Origin of the sequence: Undibacterium parvum (genome assembly GCF_003955735.1) — a bacterium.
In the GTDB taxonomy this organism is placed as follows: Bacteria; Pseudomonadota; Gammaproteobacteria; order Burkholderiales; family Burkholderiaceae_D; genus Undibacterium; species Undibacterium parvum.
This window is the reverse complement of sequence record NZ_CP034464.1, coordinates 1,556,517-1,574,140: the sequence shown is the minus strand read 5'-3', so window position 1 is coordinate 1,574,140 and position 17,624 is coordinate 1,556,517. Positions and strand designations below refer to the sequence as shown.

The following is a 17,624-nucleotide window of genomic DNA, read 5'->3' as shown; positions in this document are numbered from 1 at the left end:
TTGTTAATTTTTAATGGGTATCTAATCTTAAACATGTAGTTAGCTGTTCTGCACTTTGTGCCCATGTCAAGTAAGGCATGTCGTCAGATTTTGGATATCCGCCAGTCTTATATAGTGACAACCAATTATTGAGTTCACTCGCTAAATCAGCAGCGTGTAAACCTTGAAAATAATGGGCGTATTCACCGGCGACTTCACGGAAAACTGGGATATCGCGCGCGATAATGGGGAGCTTATGTTGTGCGGCCTCAATAAGTGGGAGACCAAATCCTTCGCCTTCTGATGCAGCAATTAAACATGTGGACGCAGCATAAACCTGCTCCAAATATTCGTCACTGATACCGTCTAGCCAAAATAGTCGCTTTCCGAGCTCTGGATGTCGCTGGATGTGTTTAATCAGGGAGTCTACTAACCAGCCTTGCCTTCCAATTAGTACTAAATTAACATTGACATCTTGATTCCATAGGAGCTCCAATGCCTCAAGCACCTGAGTTTGACGTTTCCGTGGCTCGATAGTACCTACACATATAAATGATGGGCATTGCTTAATCTGTTTCAGTATTCGTACCGCATCAGCGGGGAAGCCGCGTGTTGGGATTGAATTTGCGACATCTGCTCCGAGATGAAACCAATCAATTGCATAGGGACGTAGGCGATTTGGCCCATGAGTTCGTTGCCATATTTTTAATTCGTCTGCCACTGAGCGTGAAATGCATAACGCACCATCGAAGCTCATTAATGTATCAAGCCAAGCTTTATGGTTTGAATCAGTGCCGGCTTGGAAAACATGAGGAAGCAAAATAGGAAGAAGATCATAAACAACAAACAATATCTTTACACCATCCTGACGGAGGGCTGATAAATAGTTTTTTTGAGCGGCAACCACGTGATGTTGCAAGTCGAGGCCTAAGAATATATCACCCGGCTGATGATCGATAACATCATCGTTCATAGTACTTGTTGTACCTAACATCTTAGCGGTGAAATGTCGGGCGTGGCGATATCCTAAATTGCCTTGTGTCGCATATACCGGAGCTACTATATAGCCTTCGGGTGGATTTACTAACAACTCTTTTAAAATACTACGTGTAACACGTTGAATTCCAGTTCCCGCGTCCCTTTGTACCAATTCCGAAATATCAATAAAGAGTTGCGATTGCTTGGGCTCTGTTTGAATATAACTGATGGAATGCGCGATACTGCGCATCTCTTTATTAGATATTTGGGATGGAACGAGTGCGGCAATTTTCTTGATCAGAATATTTTGGTTTGCCTCAATGGCATTTTTTTTCAACGTAACATCGCTATTGACAGGGCTAAATTTTATATTGGTGATCGCCGTCATTGCACGTTTGGCGCTTTCATCCCATGAAAATTTTTTAGCTTGTTGCAAGCCATGTTGCGTTAGCTTGGCATGGAGTGCTGGATTGTAAAGCACCTCAGCCAATTTTTGACTGATAGACACTTCATCATTTGGGTCGAATAACGCATCTTCCCGACCTATGACTTCAGGGATGCTGGTCGTATTTGAACCTATGACCACAGCACCGCATGCCATCGCTTCAAGAGCAGGAAGGCCGAATCCTTCATGTAAAGATGGCAATATAAACAACGCACAGAGATTATAGAGCCACGCTAAATCTTCGTCGGCTATATAGCCAGTAAATAGTAATTCTTCTCTGTCCACGCTCGCCGACTTCGCAGTTTTCCATAAAGCGCTCTCTTCACCTTCAGGCATTTTCCCCGCCAACACCAATTGATGAATTTCACGCAGTGTTTTTGGTAAATGCCCATAAGCCAAAATTAATTTATGCAGATTTTTACGCGCATCGGCCCCACCCGAATATAAGATAAAAGGCTGGGTTATTTTTAGTCGGGTTAAAAAATTTTGTTTCTGAACTTCAGAAATTTCTAAAGGTTGAAATGTACTATTACAGGCCGTCGATATATTGACCGTTGCATTAGATGATAGGCGTGAGATATTCGCACTTTCATTTAGTGCAGATGCAGATATGGCTAACCATTGGTCCGCACGCTGAAGGTGGTCTATTTTTTGTCGATAATATTTCTCGTAAATTGGATTTGTGGCGAGATACGTTTCTGGGTTCAGTAGCGGTATTAAATCGTAAAAAATCACTGCCGTAGGGGGGCTCGAGAAGAACTTACCTACGCTGGTCACTGCATTGTCACCAAAACCTTCAAAAAGACTAGTTATTAAAACAGCATCCGGTTTTAGACTGCCAATAAAGGCTTCGCGTATACATTCTGCGACGTCTCTACGCCAACCATTAGCTGTTTCAAGTTCGCGTACAGGCCCAGGTGCGTACCAAACTTGGATATTTTTTTGTGGTAACAGGTCGTTAAATGCTGCTCTAATTGGCTCAATTGATTCAGGCAGCAAACCATTAAGCAATAGGATAATTTCGTGATCCCCACGATTGCGCACGATGGCCTGCGTAAGTGACAAACTATAGCGACCTATACCCCGAAAACGACTTTCGCTCTGCGCACCCTGCATGTCAATGACAATTCGCATTAGTTTCCCCGCTCTTCCACTGCGGCTTTAAGTTGAATATATAAATTCAGCGATCGAGGTGACATTGGTAAGTCCATGCTATGCAGAGTATCTGATCTACCTTCTGGAAATTGAGTGATCATAGAGGCGTCTGTGATTATTTGTGCATTGATAGCAAAAAAACGTAGATGATGCTTCCATCCTGGATGCTTATTTAATAAATTCAAAGCCCTTCTCTTTAATACATGATTGTTAATCGTGTAGCGTATGGCTGAAGTTAATACAGGCTTTAGTAGTTGTTTTATTGGGTAAACTGTTTTGCGTAATATTCGAGTGATACGAAAGGATTTAATGTCGTTTACGTTCATAACTCCTGCCCCACTAGCAGATGGTTTTCTATTAAACCTCGACATAGTTCCGAGTTGGCTATTTCACTTAAGCGTGAGAGGTTGAATTGGCCATTGAGCCAAATACAACTAATGGAAATTTTTTTTTCTATGGAAAGTCCTAAGCGGCGATCGATGATTTCAGGAAATAATGACCAGTCAAAAGTGTCGGACATCAGATAGCTTACATAAGCATATTGGTTGTCAATGCCAGTTAGTGCTGCTGACAGGGCAAGGGCAAATATCAAAATTTGCGCTAAAGGATTTAAAACCATCCATAAACCGCTTAATTGGCTGCGGACGAGTTTACTCCGTAGTTCGGTTTTAATTGATGAAAATATAAAAGAACGGTAGCGCCATGCGCCAGACAACATGCCAAACATTAGTTACTTTCATTAGGTACGGTACGTATGTTTCTGAACGTATGACTGTTAAAGTCATACGTTCAATTATTATTGCTTATGTGACATTAACTGCCGTGAAGTGGTATTGCGATTAAAGTATGATAATACGGCTATCAAATCCGTCCATAATTATCTTCAAAACGAACAATATCGTCTTCTCCGAGGTATTCGCCGCTCTGTACCTCAATCATGACGAGGTCGAGCACGCCTGGATTTTCCAGGCGGTGTTTATGACCAGCGGGTATATATGTCGATTCATTGGTACTGATAAGTAATTCATTGCTGCCGTTGATTACCTTTGCCATGCCGCTCACTACTATCCAGTGCTCACTGCGGTGGTGATGCATTTGCAGGCTTAAACTGGCACCAGGTTTTACCTCTATGCGCTTGATCTTGAAGTTGCTCGCTTCTTCCAGAACCGTATAGGTACCCCATGGACGGTGGACGGTATTGTGTAATTTGTGAGCTTGGTGGTTTTGCAGTTTCAAGCTGGCGTAGATATGTTTAACGTCTTGGGCCCGACTGCGGTCGGCTACTAATAAGGCATCCGGAGTATCGACAATAATTAAATTGCTGATGCCCACTGCTCCTACGATACGTTCATTGCTCTGTATGTAACAGTTGTCTACATCATGCAATTGAACTTCACCCTCTATCCGATTGCCTTTGCTATCAGGTTTGGTCAGATCACCGATTGCATTCCATGAGCCTATATCGCTCCATCCTATGCTGCACGGGACTACCGCGACGTTGTGCGATTTTTCCATGACAGCGTAGTCAATTGAATCGTCAGGCACCAAGTTGAAAGTGTCAGGAGTCAACTCTACTTGAGAGAAACCTTCTCCGTTGGCTTTAATTGCACGATCCATGCAATTGCGAGCTGCAGCGAGAATTGCTGGGCAGTGTTGTTCCATTTCGCGCAGAATGGTACCTGCGGCGAAGCAAAACATACCCGAATTCCACAGATATCTACCAGTAGCCAAGTACTCTTGAGCTTTCTCTAGATTTGGTTTTTCGACAAACCGTCGAACTGCAGTACCTTCTGTCTCAATGTAGCCATAACCAGTTTCTGCTGCATCCGGCTGGATGCCAAATGTGACCAATTTCCCCTGCTGCGCTATGAGAGTCGCCTGTGCGACTGCAGCAGCGAAAGCATTTTGATCTGCGATTAAGTGATCGGCTGCCAGTACCAGCATCAGTGCATCATCACCGTGTTTGGCCGCCACGTGTAAAGCGGCTGCGGCAATCGCCGGCGCAGTGTTGCGACCAAATGGCTCAAGAATGAAACTATTTGGTAGATTCTTGAATGTGGCTCCAGCAATCTCGCGGTACTCATCTTCTGTTTTGAAGAATAGTTCGCGATTGGTAACTGTTAGCACCTCAGCGACATCCGGCAAAACCGCACCTCTTAGCCAGGCTTTTTGTAGCAGACTTTGTCCGTCAGCCAATCGAATGAACGGTTTTGGATGTAATTCACGAGAAACCGGCCACAAACGGGAGCCAGCACCGCCACATAATATTGTTGGTATTAATTTCAAATGAAGAGCCATAGCTTTGTTTTTTTAGAATATTAAAATATCTATAGACGTGAAATACACGGCAAATTATTGAAAAACACCAAGAGTAGTGATATAGAGTTATCAGTGCTTACTATTCACAACCCGCAATTATACATCGCGGCTCATGATTTTGAAATTTTGTTGCTAAAAAAGTTACACTTGTAACATATAATAAGCTTTGGCATGAAACGACGTCGTTTGATAAAAAAACAATAGGTATTTAGAATTTTTGCTACCTATTTTGCGTTGGCATTGATGGATATACCGAGTCTGATCGATTAAAGTGCAAGGGTCAGTCGAAATATTCTGCATTTGCAAATGGTTTTCCTCTACGGTCTTTCACCGATAAAGTTGGTTCACATGCTAACGGCCATTGAATGCCAATGAACGTATCGTTCCAAGCAATGCAGCGTTCGAATTCTGGTGCCCAATAGTCAGTGGTCTTGTAGAGTAATTCGGCAGTCTCAGACAGTGCCACGAAACCATGCGCGAAACCAGGCGGTATCCAGAGCATGTATTTGTTTTCTGCGGAAAGCTCTACTTCCACATGCTGGCCAAACGTGGCTGAGCTGCGACGTATATCTACTGCCACATCATAGACAGACCCTTGCACCACGCGCACTAGTTTGCCTTGCGGTTGTTGTATTTGGTAGTGCAGTCCTCGCAAGACGTTTTTTGCCGAACGCGAATGATTATCTTGTACGAACTGGACATTGGTCCCGGTTAGTTGATTAAATTGGCGCTGGTTGAAGCTTTCAAAAAAAAAGCCGCGTTCGTCGCCAATTATCTTGGGCGCTATAATGAGTACGTCGGGAATAGTCGTGTTGATAACGTTCACTGTCGCGCCCCCTCTTTTGCCAGCCGTAATAGATAATGACCATAGCTGTTGTTCGCTAGTGCTTGTCCCAGTTTTTCTAGTTGTTTGGTATCGATAAAACCTTTGCGGTAGGCAATTTCCTCAGGGCAGCAGACCTTTAATCCCTGGCGATTTTCTATAGTCTGAATGAAATTACTGGCCTCAATTAAATTCTGATGGGTGCCAGTATCTAGCCAGGCATAGCCACGCCCCATCATTTCTACGTTCAGTTGGCTCTGCTCTAAATAGATGCGATTCAGGTCGGTGATCTCTAGCTCGCCGCGTGCCGATGGCTTCAAGTTTTCCGCCATTTTCACTACTTGATTATCGTAAAAATATAGACCAGTGACGGCGTAATTACTCTTTGGTACCAGCGGCTTTTCTTCCAGGCTGGTAGCGCGCTGTTGTGCATCGAATGCTACTACGCCATAGCGCTCTGGGTCTTGTACGTGGTAAGCGAATACGGTCGCACCCTGCTCACGTTCCATGGCTTGCTGAAGCTGGCCTTGCAGATCGTGGCCGTAAAAAATATTGTCGCCCAAGACCAGTGCACTTGGGGAATCGCCGATAAATTCTTTGCCTATGATGAAGGCTTGCGCTAAACCGTCTGGGCTAGGCTGTACTGCGTATTGCAGATTGAGGCCCCATGCGCTGCCGTCGCCCAGTAATAGCTCAAAGCGTGAAGTATCTTGTGGCGTGGAAATGATTAGGATGTCTTTAATCCCAGCCAGCATCAGGGTGCTGAGCGGATAGTAAATCATCGGTTTATCGTAAATCGGGAGTAGCTGTTTTGAGACTACTTTGGTGACCGGGTAGAGTCGGGTGCCCGAACCGCCAGCTAGGATAATGCCTTTACGTTGTGTCATTGCTAGTCCTTAAATTTTTCTGTCGATAGTTTCGTTCAGCATGCGGCTAACGCCGGTTTGCCAATGCGGCAGATGCAGATTGAAAATCCTTGATAGCTTACTTGTATCCAAGCGCGAATTTTTTGGGCGTGGTGCTGGCAGCGGGAAAGCGCTAGTTGGCACTGGGTTGATCGCTGCGGCGGGCAGTTTGATACTCATGCCAGCCTGCCGGGCAAATTCGATCACGAAATTGGCGTAGCCGTGCCAGGAGGTCGCGCCTGCCGCCACCAAGTGATATATGCCGCTTAGTTGCTGTGCATGTTCTTGCGTCACTGTGCGTATCGCATGGGCGGTGATGTCGGCCAGCAGGTCGGCACCGGTGGGGGCTCCGATCTGATCGTTGATGACATTTAAAGTATCGCGCTCTTGTGCCAGCTTAAGCATGGTTTTGGCAAAATTAGCGCCGCGTGCCGCATACACCCAACTAGTGCGGAAAATCAGATGTTTGCATTCTGATGCACGTATTGCTGTTTCGCCTTCCAGTTTGGTTTTGCCGTAGACGCTCAAGGGGGCAGGCGTATCCGTCTCTAGCCAGGCCTGATCACCGCTGCCGTCAAATACATAATCAGTAGAGTAGTGGATCAGCCAGGCGCCAATGCGTTTGGCTTCTTGCGCCAATACGCCTGGTGCCAGTGCGTTAATAGTGCGCGCCAGTTCGGGTTCACTTTCAGCCTTGTCGACTGCGGTATGTGCAGCTGCATTAACGATAATGTCTGGCATGACGCTACGTATAGTCTGCGCTATGCCTTCCAGGTTGGTAAAGTCACCGCACAGATTCGTGCTGTAGGCATCTAGTGCAATCAGTTCGCCCAAAGGCGCGAGACTGCGTTGCAATTCCCAGCCCACCTGGCCATCCATACCGAATAAGAGGATTTTCATGCCTGGCGTTCCGCGTAATTTTTGGCGACCCAGTCGCGGTAATTGCCGGATAAAACATTGGCTACCCAGGCTTGATTTTCCAGATACCATAAGACTGTCTTGCGTATGCCAGTCTCAAAGGTTTCTGCCGGTTTCCAGCCTAGTTCGCGTTCCAGTTTGCTGGCGTCAATCGCATAACGGCGGTCGTGGCCTGGCCTATCAGTTACGTAACTAATCTGTTCTGCATAGCTTTTGCCATCGGCTCGGCCGCGCAATTCATCGAGTATGCAGCATACAGTGTGGACGATTTCCAGATTTGGTTTTTCGTTCCAGCCGCCGACGTTATACACCTCACCTACCGTGCCTGCGGCTAGTACTCTGCGTATCGCGCTGCAATGGTCTTTGACATACAGCCAGTCGCGGATTTGCTGCCCGTCACCATAGACTGGTAAGGCTTTGCCTGCCAGGGCATTAACGATCATCAAAGGGATGAGTTTTTCCGGGAAATGATAGGGGCCGTAATTATTTGAGCAATTAGTGGTCAGTACCGGCATGCCATAGGTGTGGTGGTAAGCGCGCACCAGATGATCGCTGGCCGCCTTGCTGGCTGAATAAGGGCTATTTGGCTGGTACTGATGGGTTTCGGTAAAGGCTGGCTCATCCTTGCTCAGCGATCCATACACTTCATCGGTCGAGACATGCAGGAAACGGAAATTTCTCTTAGCATCGCCTTTCAAACTACCCCAATAGGCGCGCGTGGCTTCGAGTAATTTAAAGGTGCCAACGATATTGGTCTGGATGAAATCTTCCGGGCCATGGATGGATCGGTCCACATGGCTTTCTGCGGCGAAATTAATGATGGCGCGTGGTTGGTGTTGTGCCAGTAAGGCGCTCACTAACGCAGTATCAGCGATATCGCCATGCACAAAATTATGCTGCTCATTGCCTTCTAAGGAGGCAAGGTTTTCGCGATTGCCAGCGTAAGTCAAGGCATCAAGATTGATGATAGCTTCGTCAGATTGCGCTACCCAGTCGAGTACAAAGTTTGCACCAATAAATCCCGCGCCTCCTGTGACTAAAAGCATTTCATTTCCCTAGAAAAATATCTGTATTTCCTCTTTGAAGTGATCAAAAGAGTACCAGCGCATTTCAATAAAAAGGCGAAATCATTTTTATTGGCGTATCAATGTTGGCGTCGCTATAACGCAATAGCTATGTTCGGCGCAAATGCAAGTCTGAAAGTATACCTTAGCTAAGGCGCGACCTTTAAGGGATGGTCTAAGTGATAATTTTCATACATTTAATTCTAGTTGTTTAATTGTTGTGTTCGTATTGTTTTGATTGTGGTTTGCTAATTAAATCACTTGCGTAGAAGTGGATACCCCCACTCAGTATTTTTAGTTTACGCACTAGGCATAGGCGTAAATAAGAATTTTTTCCGTGATTTGTGGGGAGTATTTAAATTCAAGGCCTTATCATAGGCGCATGCGCTCTCAAAAATCAAAAGGCAAACGTATCGAACTAGGGATGATGTCATGTCTGACTATGCTGCGCGGCTGGTGCTTACCGGATAGAGCATCTGGGCTCCAGATCCCTTGCCAACCGGGCGGCCATGGCAAAGGTATGCCTGCGTATTCAGGCAGGCGTTGCCTTACTGTGATGATGGGTAAATGTGGCGGCAGAGGCAAGTTGGGCTGATCCATGGCTAAGCTATACGCATAGTTGGGTAGCAAAGCATCGCAGACAGTGGCAAACCACAGACTGTGATCTTCATCGCGGCCCAGGGCGTGCGCTAAGCCGACCGGGTCGAATTGCGCCAGGGCATGGATCAATTCTGTGCTGCTGGCGCCGGGCGCATCGCCCCAACCCATAACCGGATTGAAATTATATTCGGCACCGGAGCCATACCAGCCTTCGCGCCACGGCCTTTGCATCCAGTGACGCGGGCCGGTAAATAATTGCCAGCGCCAGTGCAGACCGGAAGGTTTGGGCCAGCTATACAAATATAGTCTTTGATAACCTGCCTGATGCAGCGCGCGCACCATAGCCATCAAACGCGCATGCGGCATGCGTTCTGGTGGCATGCGGCGGAATAGAATTAATTCGCCATCGGCATGCTGCAACTCATCATGCGATAAATCCAGATCCAAGGTGCGCGTTTCATCGCCAAAGCGCGCCGCCACCCAACCGGTGAGTAAATTCACGGCAGTGAGCACGCCATAACCGCGATGACGATGAAAAATGACGGTTCCAGGAGCGATGGGTTTCATGTTGCTATCGTTTAGACCAGGGCGCAATACATCACTATAGCCTACCCGAAGCGCTTCAGTTTGAGAGTGTCGCTGTACGCCTCTGGTCGCTTGATTTTTTCGAAAGCTTCGATATAGGCAAGCGACGTTTTGCCTTTGGGCGCATGCTTGCGCTGCAGCTTGCCTTAGCAAAATCACACAATCGCGCTACAATACTCGCTTCCCCAGCCCCTACTTCAGAGAGCTTTACCATGACTTTACGCATTATCGCTACCGGCGGCACTTTTGATAAACATTATGACGAGATCGCCGGGCGCTTAGGCTTTGGTGATAGCCATTTGCCGGAAGTGCTCAAGCGCGCGCGTCTGACAATGCCGGTGGCGCTGGAAGCGGATCATCTGATGGATTCTCTGGACATGACAGATGAGGATAGACAGCGTATTTTGCAGTCTTGCCAGCAAGCGAGCGAGCAAGCCATTGTCATCATTCATGGCACCGATACCATGCGCGAAACCGCTGAAGTGTTGGGTGCGGCAGACTTGAATAAATCGATCATTTTTACCGGCGCCATGATCCCTTACGAGATCGCCAATTCAGACGCGATGTTTAATCTGGGTTTTGCCTGCGGTGTCGCCAAGCTCTTGCCAGCGGGCGTGTATGTGGCGATGAATGGCCAGGTGTTTACCTGGGATAATGTACAAAAAAATCGTGTGGCTGGCGTATTTGCGACTGTCGAGACGCAGCTTTAAATTGATCTGCTGATCTGGAGGTAAGGCGATGAAACGGCTACTCTGTGCTCTATTATTTCTGCTGTGGGCGACGCTGGCGCAGGCGGCACAACCGCGTTTTGATGAAGTGGTGTTTTTTCAGTCTGAGCAGGCGATGTTGCAAAAAGAAGTGAAGTTTGACGAAGTCGCGCGCTTTTCGCGCAAGCTGCAATCGAATATTTGGAATGCCCTTAAAAAAGCCAAGCTGCCGGTCGGTAATGGCTATGTCGTTATCGCGGTACGCGCCGACGGTCAGGTCGGCGCTTGGCTAGATATGGAGCCGGCGCTGCACGAGTATTACGAGAATGAAGTGCTGCAGGCTGCCATGAAAACGCCACCGTTCTTTGTCGCCGAGGGTAGTGTGGTGTTAGGCCTCAAGATGGCGATCGATACGCCCAAGCACACCAGCAAAGCCAAGCCCGATCCCAAAGAGTGGCAGGCTGCTCGTAGAAAATTAGGCAACACGGCGGATATAGAAACCGTGGTACAGGCCGCTTGGCCAGAATAATTTAGGAATAATTCATGCTCCCGTTTCAAGCAGGTATTTTGCAGGCATTGCCGCAACACGCCAGTTTTTTAAGCTTTTCTGTTAAACCCATTGCTGACAAAGACAGCGTAATCAAGGCCTTGCAGGCGCTTAGTACCTTGGTCGATGGTGAACGCGTGGTACTTGGCCTAGGCGCAAGTTTGTTGCAATTACTGGGTCAGCAGATCGCTGGCTTGCATGATTTTTCTGGCATTCCCGGCAGTTTGGTGCCCTTGCCAGTTACGCCTGCCGCCTTGTGGTGCTGGTGTCGTGAGAGTGAGCGCGGTGAACTGGTGCATCAGGGGCGCCGCATACGCCAGGCTTTGGCTGGTGTATTTCAAGTGCAACAAGCGGTCGATGCGTTTAAATACGCTAGCGGGCGCGATCTCTCGGGTTACGAAGACGGCACCGAAAATCCTGAGGCTGAAGCGGCTTTGACGGCCGCGTTTGTGCAAGGACAGGGCGCTGGCTTGGACGGCGGCAGCTACGTTGCGATTCAGCACTGGTTGCATGATTTCGAGAGTCTGGAGGCGATGTCCGGCGCGCAGCAAGACGATTTGATCGGTCGCCATAAAAGCGACAATGAAGAGTTCGACGAGGCACCCGTTTCGGCCCATGTGAAGCGCACCGCGCAAGAAAGTTTTACGCCCGAGGCCTTTGTTTTGCGCCGTTCTATGCCCTGGTCCGAGCAAAGCAAGGCAGGTTTTCACTTCGTCGCTTTCGCTACCTCGTTTTACGCTTTCGAGGCGCAGTTACGCCGCATGTGCGGTGCCGAAGATGGCATCGTGGATGGCCTATTTAGTTTTACCAAGCCTGTCAGTGGCGCTTACTTCTGGTGCCCAGCGATGCGCGAGGGACGCCCGGATCTTGCTGTAATTGGCCTGTAGGTTTTTATATACTGGTTAGGGGTATGTCAAAAAGTAGCGGAATTCGCGCAATATCTATATGCGCATGAAAATATACTCCCTTTATTTCCCAATTTCTTGGACGTAGCTAGCGCCGCCTTCACGGCATGCAGCTGTGCAACTATTTTAAGCTAACATGCAAAAAATTCTGATCATAGGTTACGTCTGGGCTGAGCCAGGTTCTTCGGCGGCCGGTAGCCGCATGCTGGAATTACTGACACTGTTTCGCGCGCAGGGCTGGCAAGTGCTGTTTGCCAGTGCCGCCGCTTTGTCCGAACACCGTGCCGATCTCTCTGCACTACAGATAGAAGAAAAAAGCATCGCTCTCAATTGCGATAGCTTCGATCAGTTCATCGCCGACTATCAGCCGGATATGGTGTTGTTTGATCGTTTTTTTACCGAGGAGCAGTTTGGCTGGCGGGTAGAAAAAGCCTGGCCGAGCGCCTTGCGGGTGCTCGATACCAGCGACTTGCACAGCCTAAGGCACGCGCGCCACGCCATGCTGAAACAAGCCCAGCAAGCCTGTGCCAACGAGACTGAACGGCAACAACTGGGAGCGGTAGCGACCGACTTCGAGGTCGCCTATCCCTTGATGGCGGACGATGATATGGCGCAGCGTGAGATTGCCGCCATCTATCGCTGCGATCTGACGCTGATGATATCGCCAGCCGAGATGTCGCTGTTGCAGCAACAGTTCGGCATCCCAGCCGTATTACTCCATCATTGCAATCTGATGCTACTGCGTACGCAGACCGAGCAGACCGAGCAGACCGAGCAGACCGAGCAGACGCACGCGCCAAATTTTGCCCAGCGTCAGCATTTTCTGAGCATAGGTAATTTCCGTCATGCACCGAATTGGGATGCCGTGCTGTGGCTGAAACACGCGATTTGGCCGCGCATTCGTCAGCAGCTACCGCAGGTGCAATTACAGGTGGTAGGGGCCTATCCACCACCCAAAGCGACAGCTTTACACAATCCTCAGCAGGGGTTTCAGATGCTAGGCTGGGTGCCGGATGCGCATGCCGTGATGTCGCAAGCGCGGGTTTGTCTGGCACCCTTGCGTTATGGTGCTGGCATCAAAGGTAAGCTGGCCGATGCCATGGCTTGCGGCACGCCCAGCGTCACCACAAAAATTGGCAGCGAAGGCATGTGCGGCGACTTGCCTTGGGGCGGAGCTGTTGCGCAAGATGTCGACGGCATCGTGGCTGCCGCAGTGAACTTGTATCTGGATCAGGCGGTCTGGCAGACGGCGCAACAACAGGGGAATGAGATTTTACGCTTGTGCTTTGATCGCCAGCAGTCGGCGGCAGAGTTAGTGCAGCGCTTACTCGTGGCAAAACAGCAGCAAGCAGAAAATCGCCAACGTAATTTTACCGGTGCCATGCTACGCCATCATCTGCATAAAAGTAGCCACTATATGTCGCAATGGATAGCGGCAAAAAATGCAGCTTCTGCGCCTATTTGAAGCCGCTGGTGTTCCTCTAGCTAGGTCACCAAATCTTGACTGGCACTGACGATAGGCAGGGTTTTATGCATGGCGATCAAGGCTTGAAAGGCTTCTGCCGGTATTGGTTTCGAGAATAAATAACCCTGGAAAGAATAGCAGTGGTTTTCTATCAGAAAACTGCGTTGCGCCGCTGTCTCTACGCCTTCGGCTATCACGTTCAAGCCCAGATTGATGCCCAGCGCAATGATGGCGCGCACGATGGTGGCATCGTTCTCATCGAGATTAATATCGCGCACAAATGACTGGTCTATCTTGAGTTGATTCAGCGGCAGGCGTTGCAGGTAGGCGAGCGAAGAATAACCGGTGCCAAAATCATCCATAGAAAAAGCGATCCCCAGCTTTTTCAGCTGATGCATTTTTTCTGTGGTGGCATCGACATTGTCGAGGATGGTACTTTCTGTGAGTTCAATTTTTAAGCGGCTGGCATCGATCTGATGCTTGTGCACGATATGGCTGATGGTATCGACAAAATCGGCCTGCTTAAACTGTTTGGCACTGACATTCACAGCCAGGCTCAGATGCCGGGTGTCCGCTTGCGCTTCCCATAGTTTGAGTTGGGCGCAGGCAGTATCCATCACCCACAGACCGATAGGCACGATCAGACCGGTTTCTTCTGCCAGCGGGATAAATTCGGCGGGCGAGATAAAGCCGCGATCCGGGTGTATCCAGCGCAGCAGTGCTTCGGCGCCGATCAGCTGTCCGTCGGCATTCACCTGCACCTGGTAATACAGTTGGAATTGATTTAAGGCTAAAGCGATACGCAGATTCGATTCCAGCATCATGCGCACCACCAGCACAGCTTGCATGGCAGGATCAAAGAAGCGCACCGCATTGCGGCCCGAGGTTTTGGCTTCGTACATGGCGGTATCGGCGCGTTTAAACAGATCTTTGACGGTATTGTCAGCGCCCTGAAACAGGCAGATTCCTATGCTGGCCGAGCCGTGATGTTCAAAGTCCATGATCTGGTAAGACTGGCTGAGCATTTCTCGAATTTTTTCACCGACCTTATCGGCCTGGGCGATCGCTTCGTCGCGGATTTCACTGAGTTCTTCCAGCACCACCACGAATTCATCACCACCCAGACGCGCCACCGTATCGCTGTCGCGTACACAGCTTTGCAGGCGGCTGGCCGCTTCTATCAGCAGTAGATCGCCAGCATCGTGGCCGCGTGTGTCGTTCAGGGTTTTAAAGTTATCCAAATCCAAAAATAGTAGTGCGCTGTGGCTGACATTACGCTGGCTGACCGAGATCAAATGCTGCAATCTATCCATCAATAAACGCCGATTCGGCAATTGGGTCAGTGGATCGTAAAAAGCCAGATTGCGGATTTCTTCTTCATAGCCTTTATGCAGACTGATGTCGGTAAATGAGCCTATGTAATTGCTGACCTCGCCCTTGCTATCGGTGATCGCGGTTAGTGTGATCATCTGTGGATAGGTTTCGCCGTTTTTGCGTTTGCTCCAGAGTTCGCCTTGCCAGAATTGTTGGCTACGCAAGCTGGCGTCTATGGCATCAAAAAAACTCTGATCCTGATGCGTGGTGTGCAGGCGCTGCACCGGGATGGCCAGTAATTCATCGGCCGCAAAACCAGTGATGCGGCTAAAGGCCTGATTCACCCTGAGCACTTTCCAATTGCCATCGGCGACAAAAATACCTTCTTGCGATTCAAAAGTGGTGGCCGCGATGCGCAGATCTTGCTCGGCTTGTTTGCGTTCGGTGATGTCGGTTAAAAAACAATGCCAAAGTATGCTGCCTTTGGCTTCTTGCTCGGGCAAGCCATCAATGTACAGCCAGCGCACACTGCTGTCTCTGCGCTGATAGCGAAACTCGCTTTGCCAGATAGATAGCTCCTGGGTGGCTAGGGCCAGAGTCTGCTCGCCTTTCTCTCTATCTTCGGGATTGATGCGCGCAAACAAAGCCTTGGTACTGTCCTTCAATTCTTCCTGAGTAAATTCCAGCATAGCCGTAATCGCACTGCTGGCGTAGGGGATGCTGCTGCTTTGATCGGCATGCACCCGGTATTGCAGTATCAAGCCGGGCAAACGCGATGCCACTTTGTTGATGCGCTCGAATGAATCCTGCAATTCGCTGGTGGCGGCCAGACGCTCGGCTTGCAGGGCTGCGATCAGCAAGGAAGACACCGTCATGGTGCTGGCATACAGCCACAGCAAAAATAGATTAGCTTGCATGTCAGCGGACGAGAACGGGCCTTGGCCTTGGTAGCTAGCCCATCCGGCAATATAGATCGAGGTCAATACCGTAAAAGAGGCCCAGGTAATGGCGAAACGCAAGGCGGCCCAAATCATGACTGCCATCGCAACAAAGCTCAGGTGCATGGTATTTTGGGCAGAAAAAAAGATCAGCCAATGCACCACAACAAAAATCAGAATAAACGTCAGCATTTCGGCACGACGCGCGGCTAATTTCCGTATGCTGGAGTAGCTGACCGAGAGTAATAATGGACCTGCCAATAGCACGCCTACCGTATCGCCTGCCCACCAGCTGAGCCAGACTAAATCCGGGTGTGCAATCAAACCCATTAGCCACAACACCAGAGCGCCGCCGCTGGCCGAAATACTCATGCCCATCACGGCTGCAAGGCAGAACCAGATGACATCTTGGCGGCGTGCAAATTCCGATGAAAATCTCTTGTTTTTTAAGAATAGATAACAGAAGTAGGGCGCAAGCGTATTTCCTATCGCAATACTAGCAGCGGCGAATATAGTCAAACCGCTGGATAGATTGACGAGCAAGGCGGCCAGATAGATCGCTGGCGCCATCTTGGGGCCCCATCGGACCAAAGCCGCTAACGCGATTCCGCTGGGTAGCCAGATCAGGCTGACATTGGGTTTTACGTAAGGGTGGGCGAGGGCGAGGTAGCCAGTGAGGACATACCCTAGTAACACCAATAGCAAGCGCCAACTTAATCTTCCTAAGTGATATTTGCTTCGTGAATTGGGGTTTTCCAGCATGTGCATGAGATGTTTTATATGCCAGTTCAACTGGCTAGAAATATACAATAAATTAGGTCTTGATACTTTTAAAACCACGCCAAAGAGCTGTTATTTTAGGTTAGGACTTACGCAAAATTGTCCCAGCTAGGCGTTTAGTGCGACAAGGCGGCTACAACGACGCTGGGGCGGCTTTGCGTAAGTCCTAAGGGACTATTTTTCGGTATAGCGTAACTCTTTGGCGATTTCTGCTCCCACATGACGCTTGAAAATCTGTTCCAGACTGCCGTCTTCACGCATGGAGATGATGGCTTTTTCGATTAATCGGTATTGATCCTGATCCACCAAAGTACGGGAAAGAATAAGCGAGGCCACCACTTTATCGTTTGGCGACCAGTCTTTCACCAGCACTTTACCCATCAGGTTTTCACGTTTGAGTAAGGGCTGCCAGCCAGTCGGCAAAGCCAGCACCGCATCGACCCGGCGTACTGCAAACAGGCGCATCACACTCTCAAAATCGGGGCCTTCATGTACCCGATTTTGCGCCCTGAGCTTAGCAATCCATTCTTCATACAGCTCACCGTGCCGGAAACTCTTGACGATCGCTATTTGTAATTTGGAGTCGGCTAAAAACCCTTGCATGGTCTGCGCCGATGGCGGTGCATCGGTATGCAGCAAGGCATAGTTTCTACTGACCATGTAGGGAATGAAACGCGAAGCTTTCTCGCGCTCTGGGGTGGCGATGCCCGAGACCGACATGGCCAGCGTGCCGTTATTGAGTTGGGTCCAGATGCGGATGCGTGATTCTAAGACGGTATTAAATTGGCAGCCAGTGCGGCGCGCTACTTCTTCCACCACATCTTTGTCTATGCCAGCGTAACTGCCATCGGCATTGCGATAATACAGAGCGCCATTTTCATAGTAGGCCAATGCGATGCTGCCGCAACCAGCGCGTGCTGGATCGGCCGCAACAGCCTGAGTCGCGAGCAGCAAGCCTAAGAACATAGCGCTGAGGGTTTTCATTCCTAGATCCTAGTGTGGGCAGAACGCAAACTATCTAATTCCGTTTCTAAATCATTTGTGTTTAGGCGACGAGCCGAAGACAGTGCTGTAGCACGGCGAGGCGAAGGCAACAACGACACGAATGATTTAGAAATGGAATAAGCAAGTCAGAACTTGAGCGTAGCTTACCTAGGGCATAAACTCAATAGCAAAAACCACAGGCGATCCGGCGCT

Annotated in this window: 14 protein-coding genes; 4 read left to right on the top strand and 10 right to left on the bottom strand. The window is 49.1% G+C overall.

From position 1 onward, the window contains the following. Window positions 1-10: 10 nt before the first annotated feature. The 8 genes from EJN92_RS06780 to EJN92_RS06745 form a co-directional block, all read right to left on the bottom strand. A complete protein-coding gene (locus tag EJN92_RS06780) occupies window positions 11-2,536 on the bottom strand; it encodes a glycosyltransferase family 4 protein (protein ID WP_126127110.1) in 2,526 nt (841 codons plus the stop codon). 343 nt (window positions 2,537-2,879) lie between these two features. Beyond that, window positions 2,880-3,284, bottom strand: coding sequence for a hypothetical protein (locus EJN92_RS06775; RefSeq protein ID WP_126127109.1), 405 nt, complete (start codon window positions 3,282-3,284; stop codon window positions 2,880-2,882). A 134-nt stretch (window positions 3,285-3,418) separates the two neighbouring features. Next, window positions 3,419-4,855 (bottom strand): mannose-1-phosphate guanylyltransferase/mannose-6-phosphate isomerase, encoded by a 1,437-nt coding sequence (locus EJN92_RS06770; protein ID WP_407701538.1) that lies wholly within the window; start codon window positions 4,853-4,855, stop codon window positions 3,419-3,421. Between the two features lie 301 nt (window positions 4,856-5,156). Further along, the gene (gene rfbC, locus EJN92_RS06765; protein ID WP_126127108.1) at window positions 5,157-5,702 is read right to left on the bottom strand and encodes a dTDP-4-dehydrorhamnose 3,5-epimerase; all 546 of its coding nucleotides are present in this window, start codon (window positions 5,700-5,702) and stop codon (window positions 5,157-5,159) included. After that, window positions 5,699-6,586 carry a glucose-1-phosphate thymidylyltransferase RfbA gene (rfbA, locus tag EJN92_RS06760; protein ID WP_126127107.1) on the bottom strand — a complete coding sequence of 296 codons (888 nt, stop codon included), beginning with the start codon at window positions 6,584-6,586 and terminating at the stop codon, window positions 5,699-5,701. Before rfbA ends, rfbC begins: the two co-directional genes overlap by 4 nt. Window positions 6,587-6,595: 9 nt before the next feature. Further along, entirely contained in the window at window positions 6,596-7,504 is a 909-nt protein-coding gene (rfbD, locus tag EJN92_RS06755) for a dTDP-4-dehydrorhamnose reductase (RefSeq protein WP_126127106.1), read from the bottom strand. Next, window positions 7,501-8,568: a dTDP-glucose 4,6-dehydratase gene (gene rfbB / locus EJN92_RS06750; RefSeq protein ID WP_126127105.1), complete on the bottom strand. Its 1,068-nt coding sequence runs from the start codon at window positions 8,566-8,568 to the stop codon at window positions 7,501-7,503. The genes rfbD and rfbB overlap by 4 nt, the downstream gene beginning before the upstream one ends. 408 nt (window positions 8,569-8,976) lie before the next feature. Beyond that, on the bottom strand, window positions 8,977-9,753 hold the full coding sequence (locus EJN92_RS06745) for an L-asparaginase (protein WP_227869744.1): 777 nt from the start codon (window positions 9,751-9,753) through the stop codon (window positions 8,977-8,979). A 230-nt stretch (window positions 9,754-9,983) separates the two neighbouring features. Here EJN92_RS06745 and EJN92_RS06740 point away from each other — a divergent pair, with 230 nt between their 5' ends. The 4 genes from EJN92_RS06740 (at window position 9,984) to EJN92_RS06725 (ending at window position 13,395) form a co-directional block, all read left to right on the top strand. Beyond that, window positions 9,984-10,481 (top strand): asparaginase domain-containing protein, encoded by a 498-nt coding sequence (locus EJN92_RS06740; protein ID WP_126127104.1) that lies wholly within the window; start codon window positions 9,984-9,986, stop codon window positions 10,479-10,481. Window positions 10,482-10,509: 28 nt separating this feature from the next. Continuing rightward, window positions 10,510-11,007 (top strand): hypothetical protein, encoded by a 498-nt coding sequence (locus tag EJN92_RS06735; protein WP_126127103.1) that lies wholly within the window; start codon window positions 10,510-10,512, stop codon window positions 11,005-11,007. 14 nt (window positions 11,008-11,021) lie between these two features. Continuing rightward, window positions 11,022-11,912, top strand: a complete 891-nt coding sequence (locus tag EJN92_RS06730) for a Dyp-type peroxidase (RefSeq protein ID WP_126127102.1) — start codon at window positions 11,022-11,024, stop codon at window positions 11,910-11,912. A 154-nt stretch (window positions 11,913-12,066) separates the two neighbouring features. After that, a complete protein-coding gene (locus EJN92_RS06725) occupies window positions 12,067-13,395 on the top strand; it encodes a glycosyltransferase (protein WP_126127101.1) in 1,329 nt (442 codons plus the stop codon). Window positions 13,396-13,415: 20 nt separating this feature from the next. On the opposite strand, the gene EJN92_RS06720 is transcribed toward EJN92_RS06725, so the two are convergent. Both EJN92_RS06720 and EJN92_RS06715 read right to left on the bottom strand, forming a co-directional pair. Next, window positions 13,416-16,409 carry a bifunctional diguanylate cyclase/phosphodiesterase gene (locus EJN92_RS06720; protein WP_170174884.1) on the bottom strand — a complete coding sequence of 998 codons (2,994 nt, stop codon included), beginning with the start codon at window positions 16,407-16,409 and terminating at the stop codon, window positions 13,416-13,418. A gap of 192 nt (window positions 16,410-16,601) precedes the next feature. Continuing rightward, the gene (locus EJN92_RS06715; RefSeq protein ID WP_126127099.1) at window positions 16,602-17,411 is read right to left on the bottom strand and encodes a substrate-binding periplasmic protein; all 810 of its coding nucleotides are present in this window, start codon (window positions 17,409-17,411) and stop codon (window positions 16,602-16,604) included. Window positions 17,412-17,624: the final 213 nt, after the last annotated feature.

Bases quoted from the DNA above. Each gene is read 5' to 3' on its own strand.
- EJN92_RS06780 (WP_126127110.1), bottom strand. From the start codon at position 2,536: ATGCGAATTGTCATTGACATGCAGGGTGCGCAGAGCGAAAGTCGTTTT.
- EJN92_RS06775 (WP_126127109.1), bottom strand. From the start codon at position 3,284: ATGTTTGGCATGTTGTCTGGCGCATGGCGCTACCGTTCTTTTATATTT.
- EJN92_RS06770 (WP_407701538.1), bottom strand. From the start codon at position 4,855: ATGGCTCTTCATTTGAAATTAATACCAACAATATTATGTGGCGGTGCT.
- rfbA (WP_126127107.1), bottom strand. From the start codon at position 6,586: ATGACACAACGTAAAGGCATTATCCTAGCTGGCGGTTCGGGCACCCGA.
- rfbD (WP_126127106.1), bottom strand. From the start codon at position 7,504: ATGAAAATCCTCTTATTCGGTATGGATGGCCAGGTGGGCTGGGAATTG.
- rfbB (WP_126127105.1), bottom strand. From the start codon at position 8,568: ATGCTTTTAGTCACAGGAGGCGCGGGATTTATTGGTGCAAACTTTGTA.
- EJN92_RS06745 (WP_227869744.1), bottom strand. From the start codon at position 9,753: ATGAAACCCATCGCTCCTGGAACCGTCATTTTTCATCGTCATCGCGGT.
- EJN92_RS06740 (WP_126127104.1), top strand. From the start codon at position 9,984: ATGACTTTACGCATTATCGCTACCGGCGGCACTTTTGATAAACATTAT.
- EJN92_RS06735 (WP_126127103.1), top strand. From the start codon at position 10,510: ATGAAACGGCTACTCTGTGCTCTATTATTTCTGCTGTGGGCGACGCTG.
- EJN92_RS06730 (WP_126127102.1), top strand. From the start codon at position 11,022: ATGCTCCCGTTTCAAGCAGGTATTTTGCAGGCATTGCCGCAACACGCC.
- EJN92_RS06725 (WP_126127101.1), top strand. From the start codon at position 12,067: ATGCAAAAAATTCTGATCATAGGTTACGTCTGGGCTGAGCCAGGTTCT.
- EJN92_RS06720 (WP_170174884.1), bottom strand. From the start codon at position 16,409: ATGCTGGAAAACCCCAATTCACGAAGCAAATATCACTTAGGAAGATTA.
- EJN92_RS06715 (WP_126127099.1), bottom strand. From the start codon at position 17,411: ATGAAAACCCTCAGCGCTATGTTCTTAGGCTTGCTGCTCGCGACTCAG.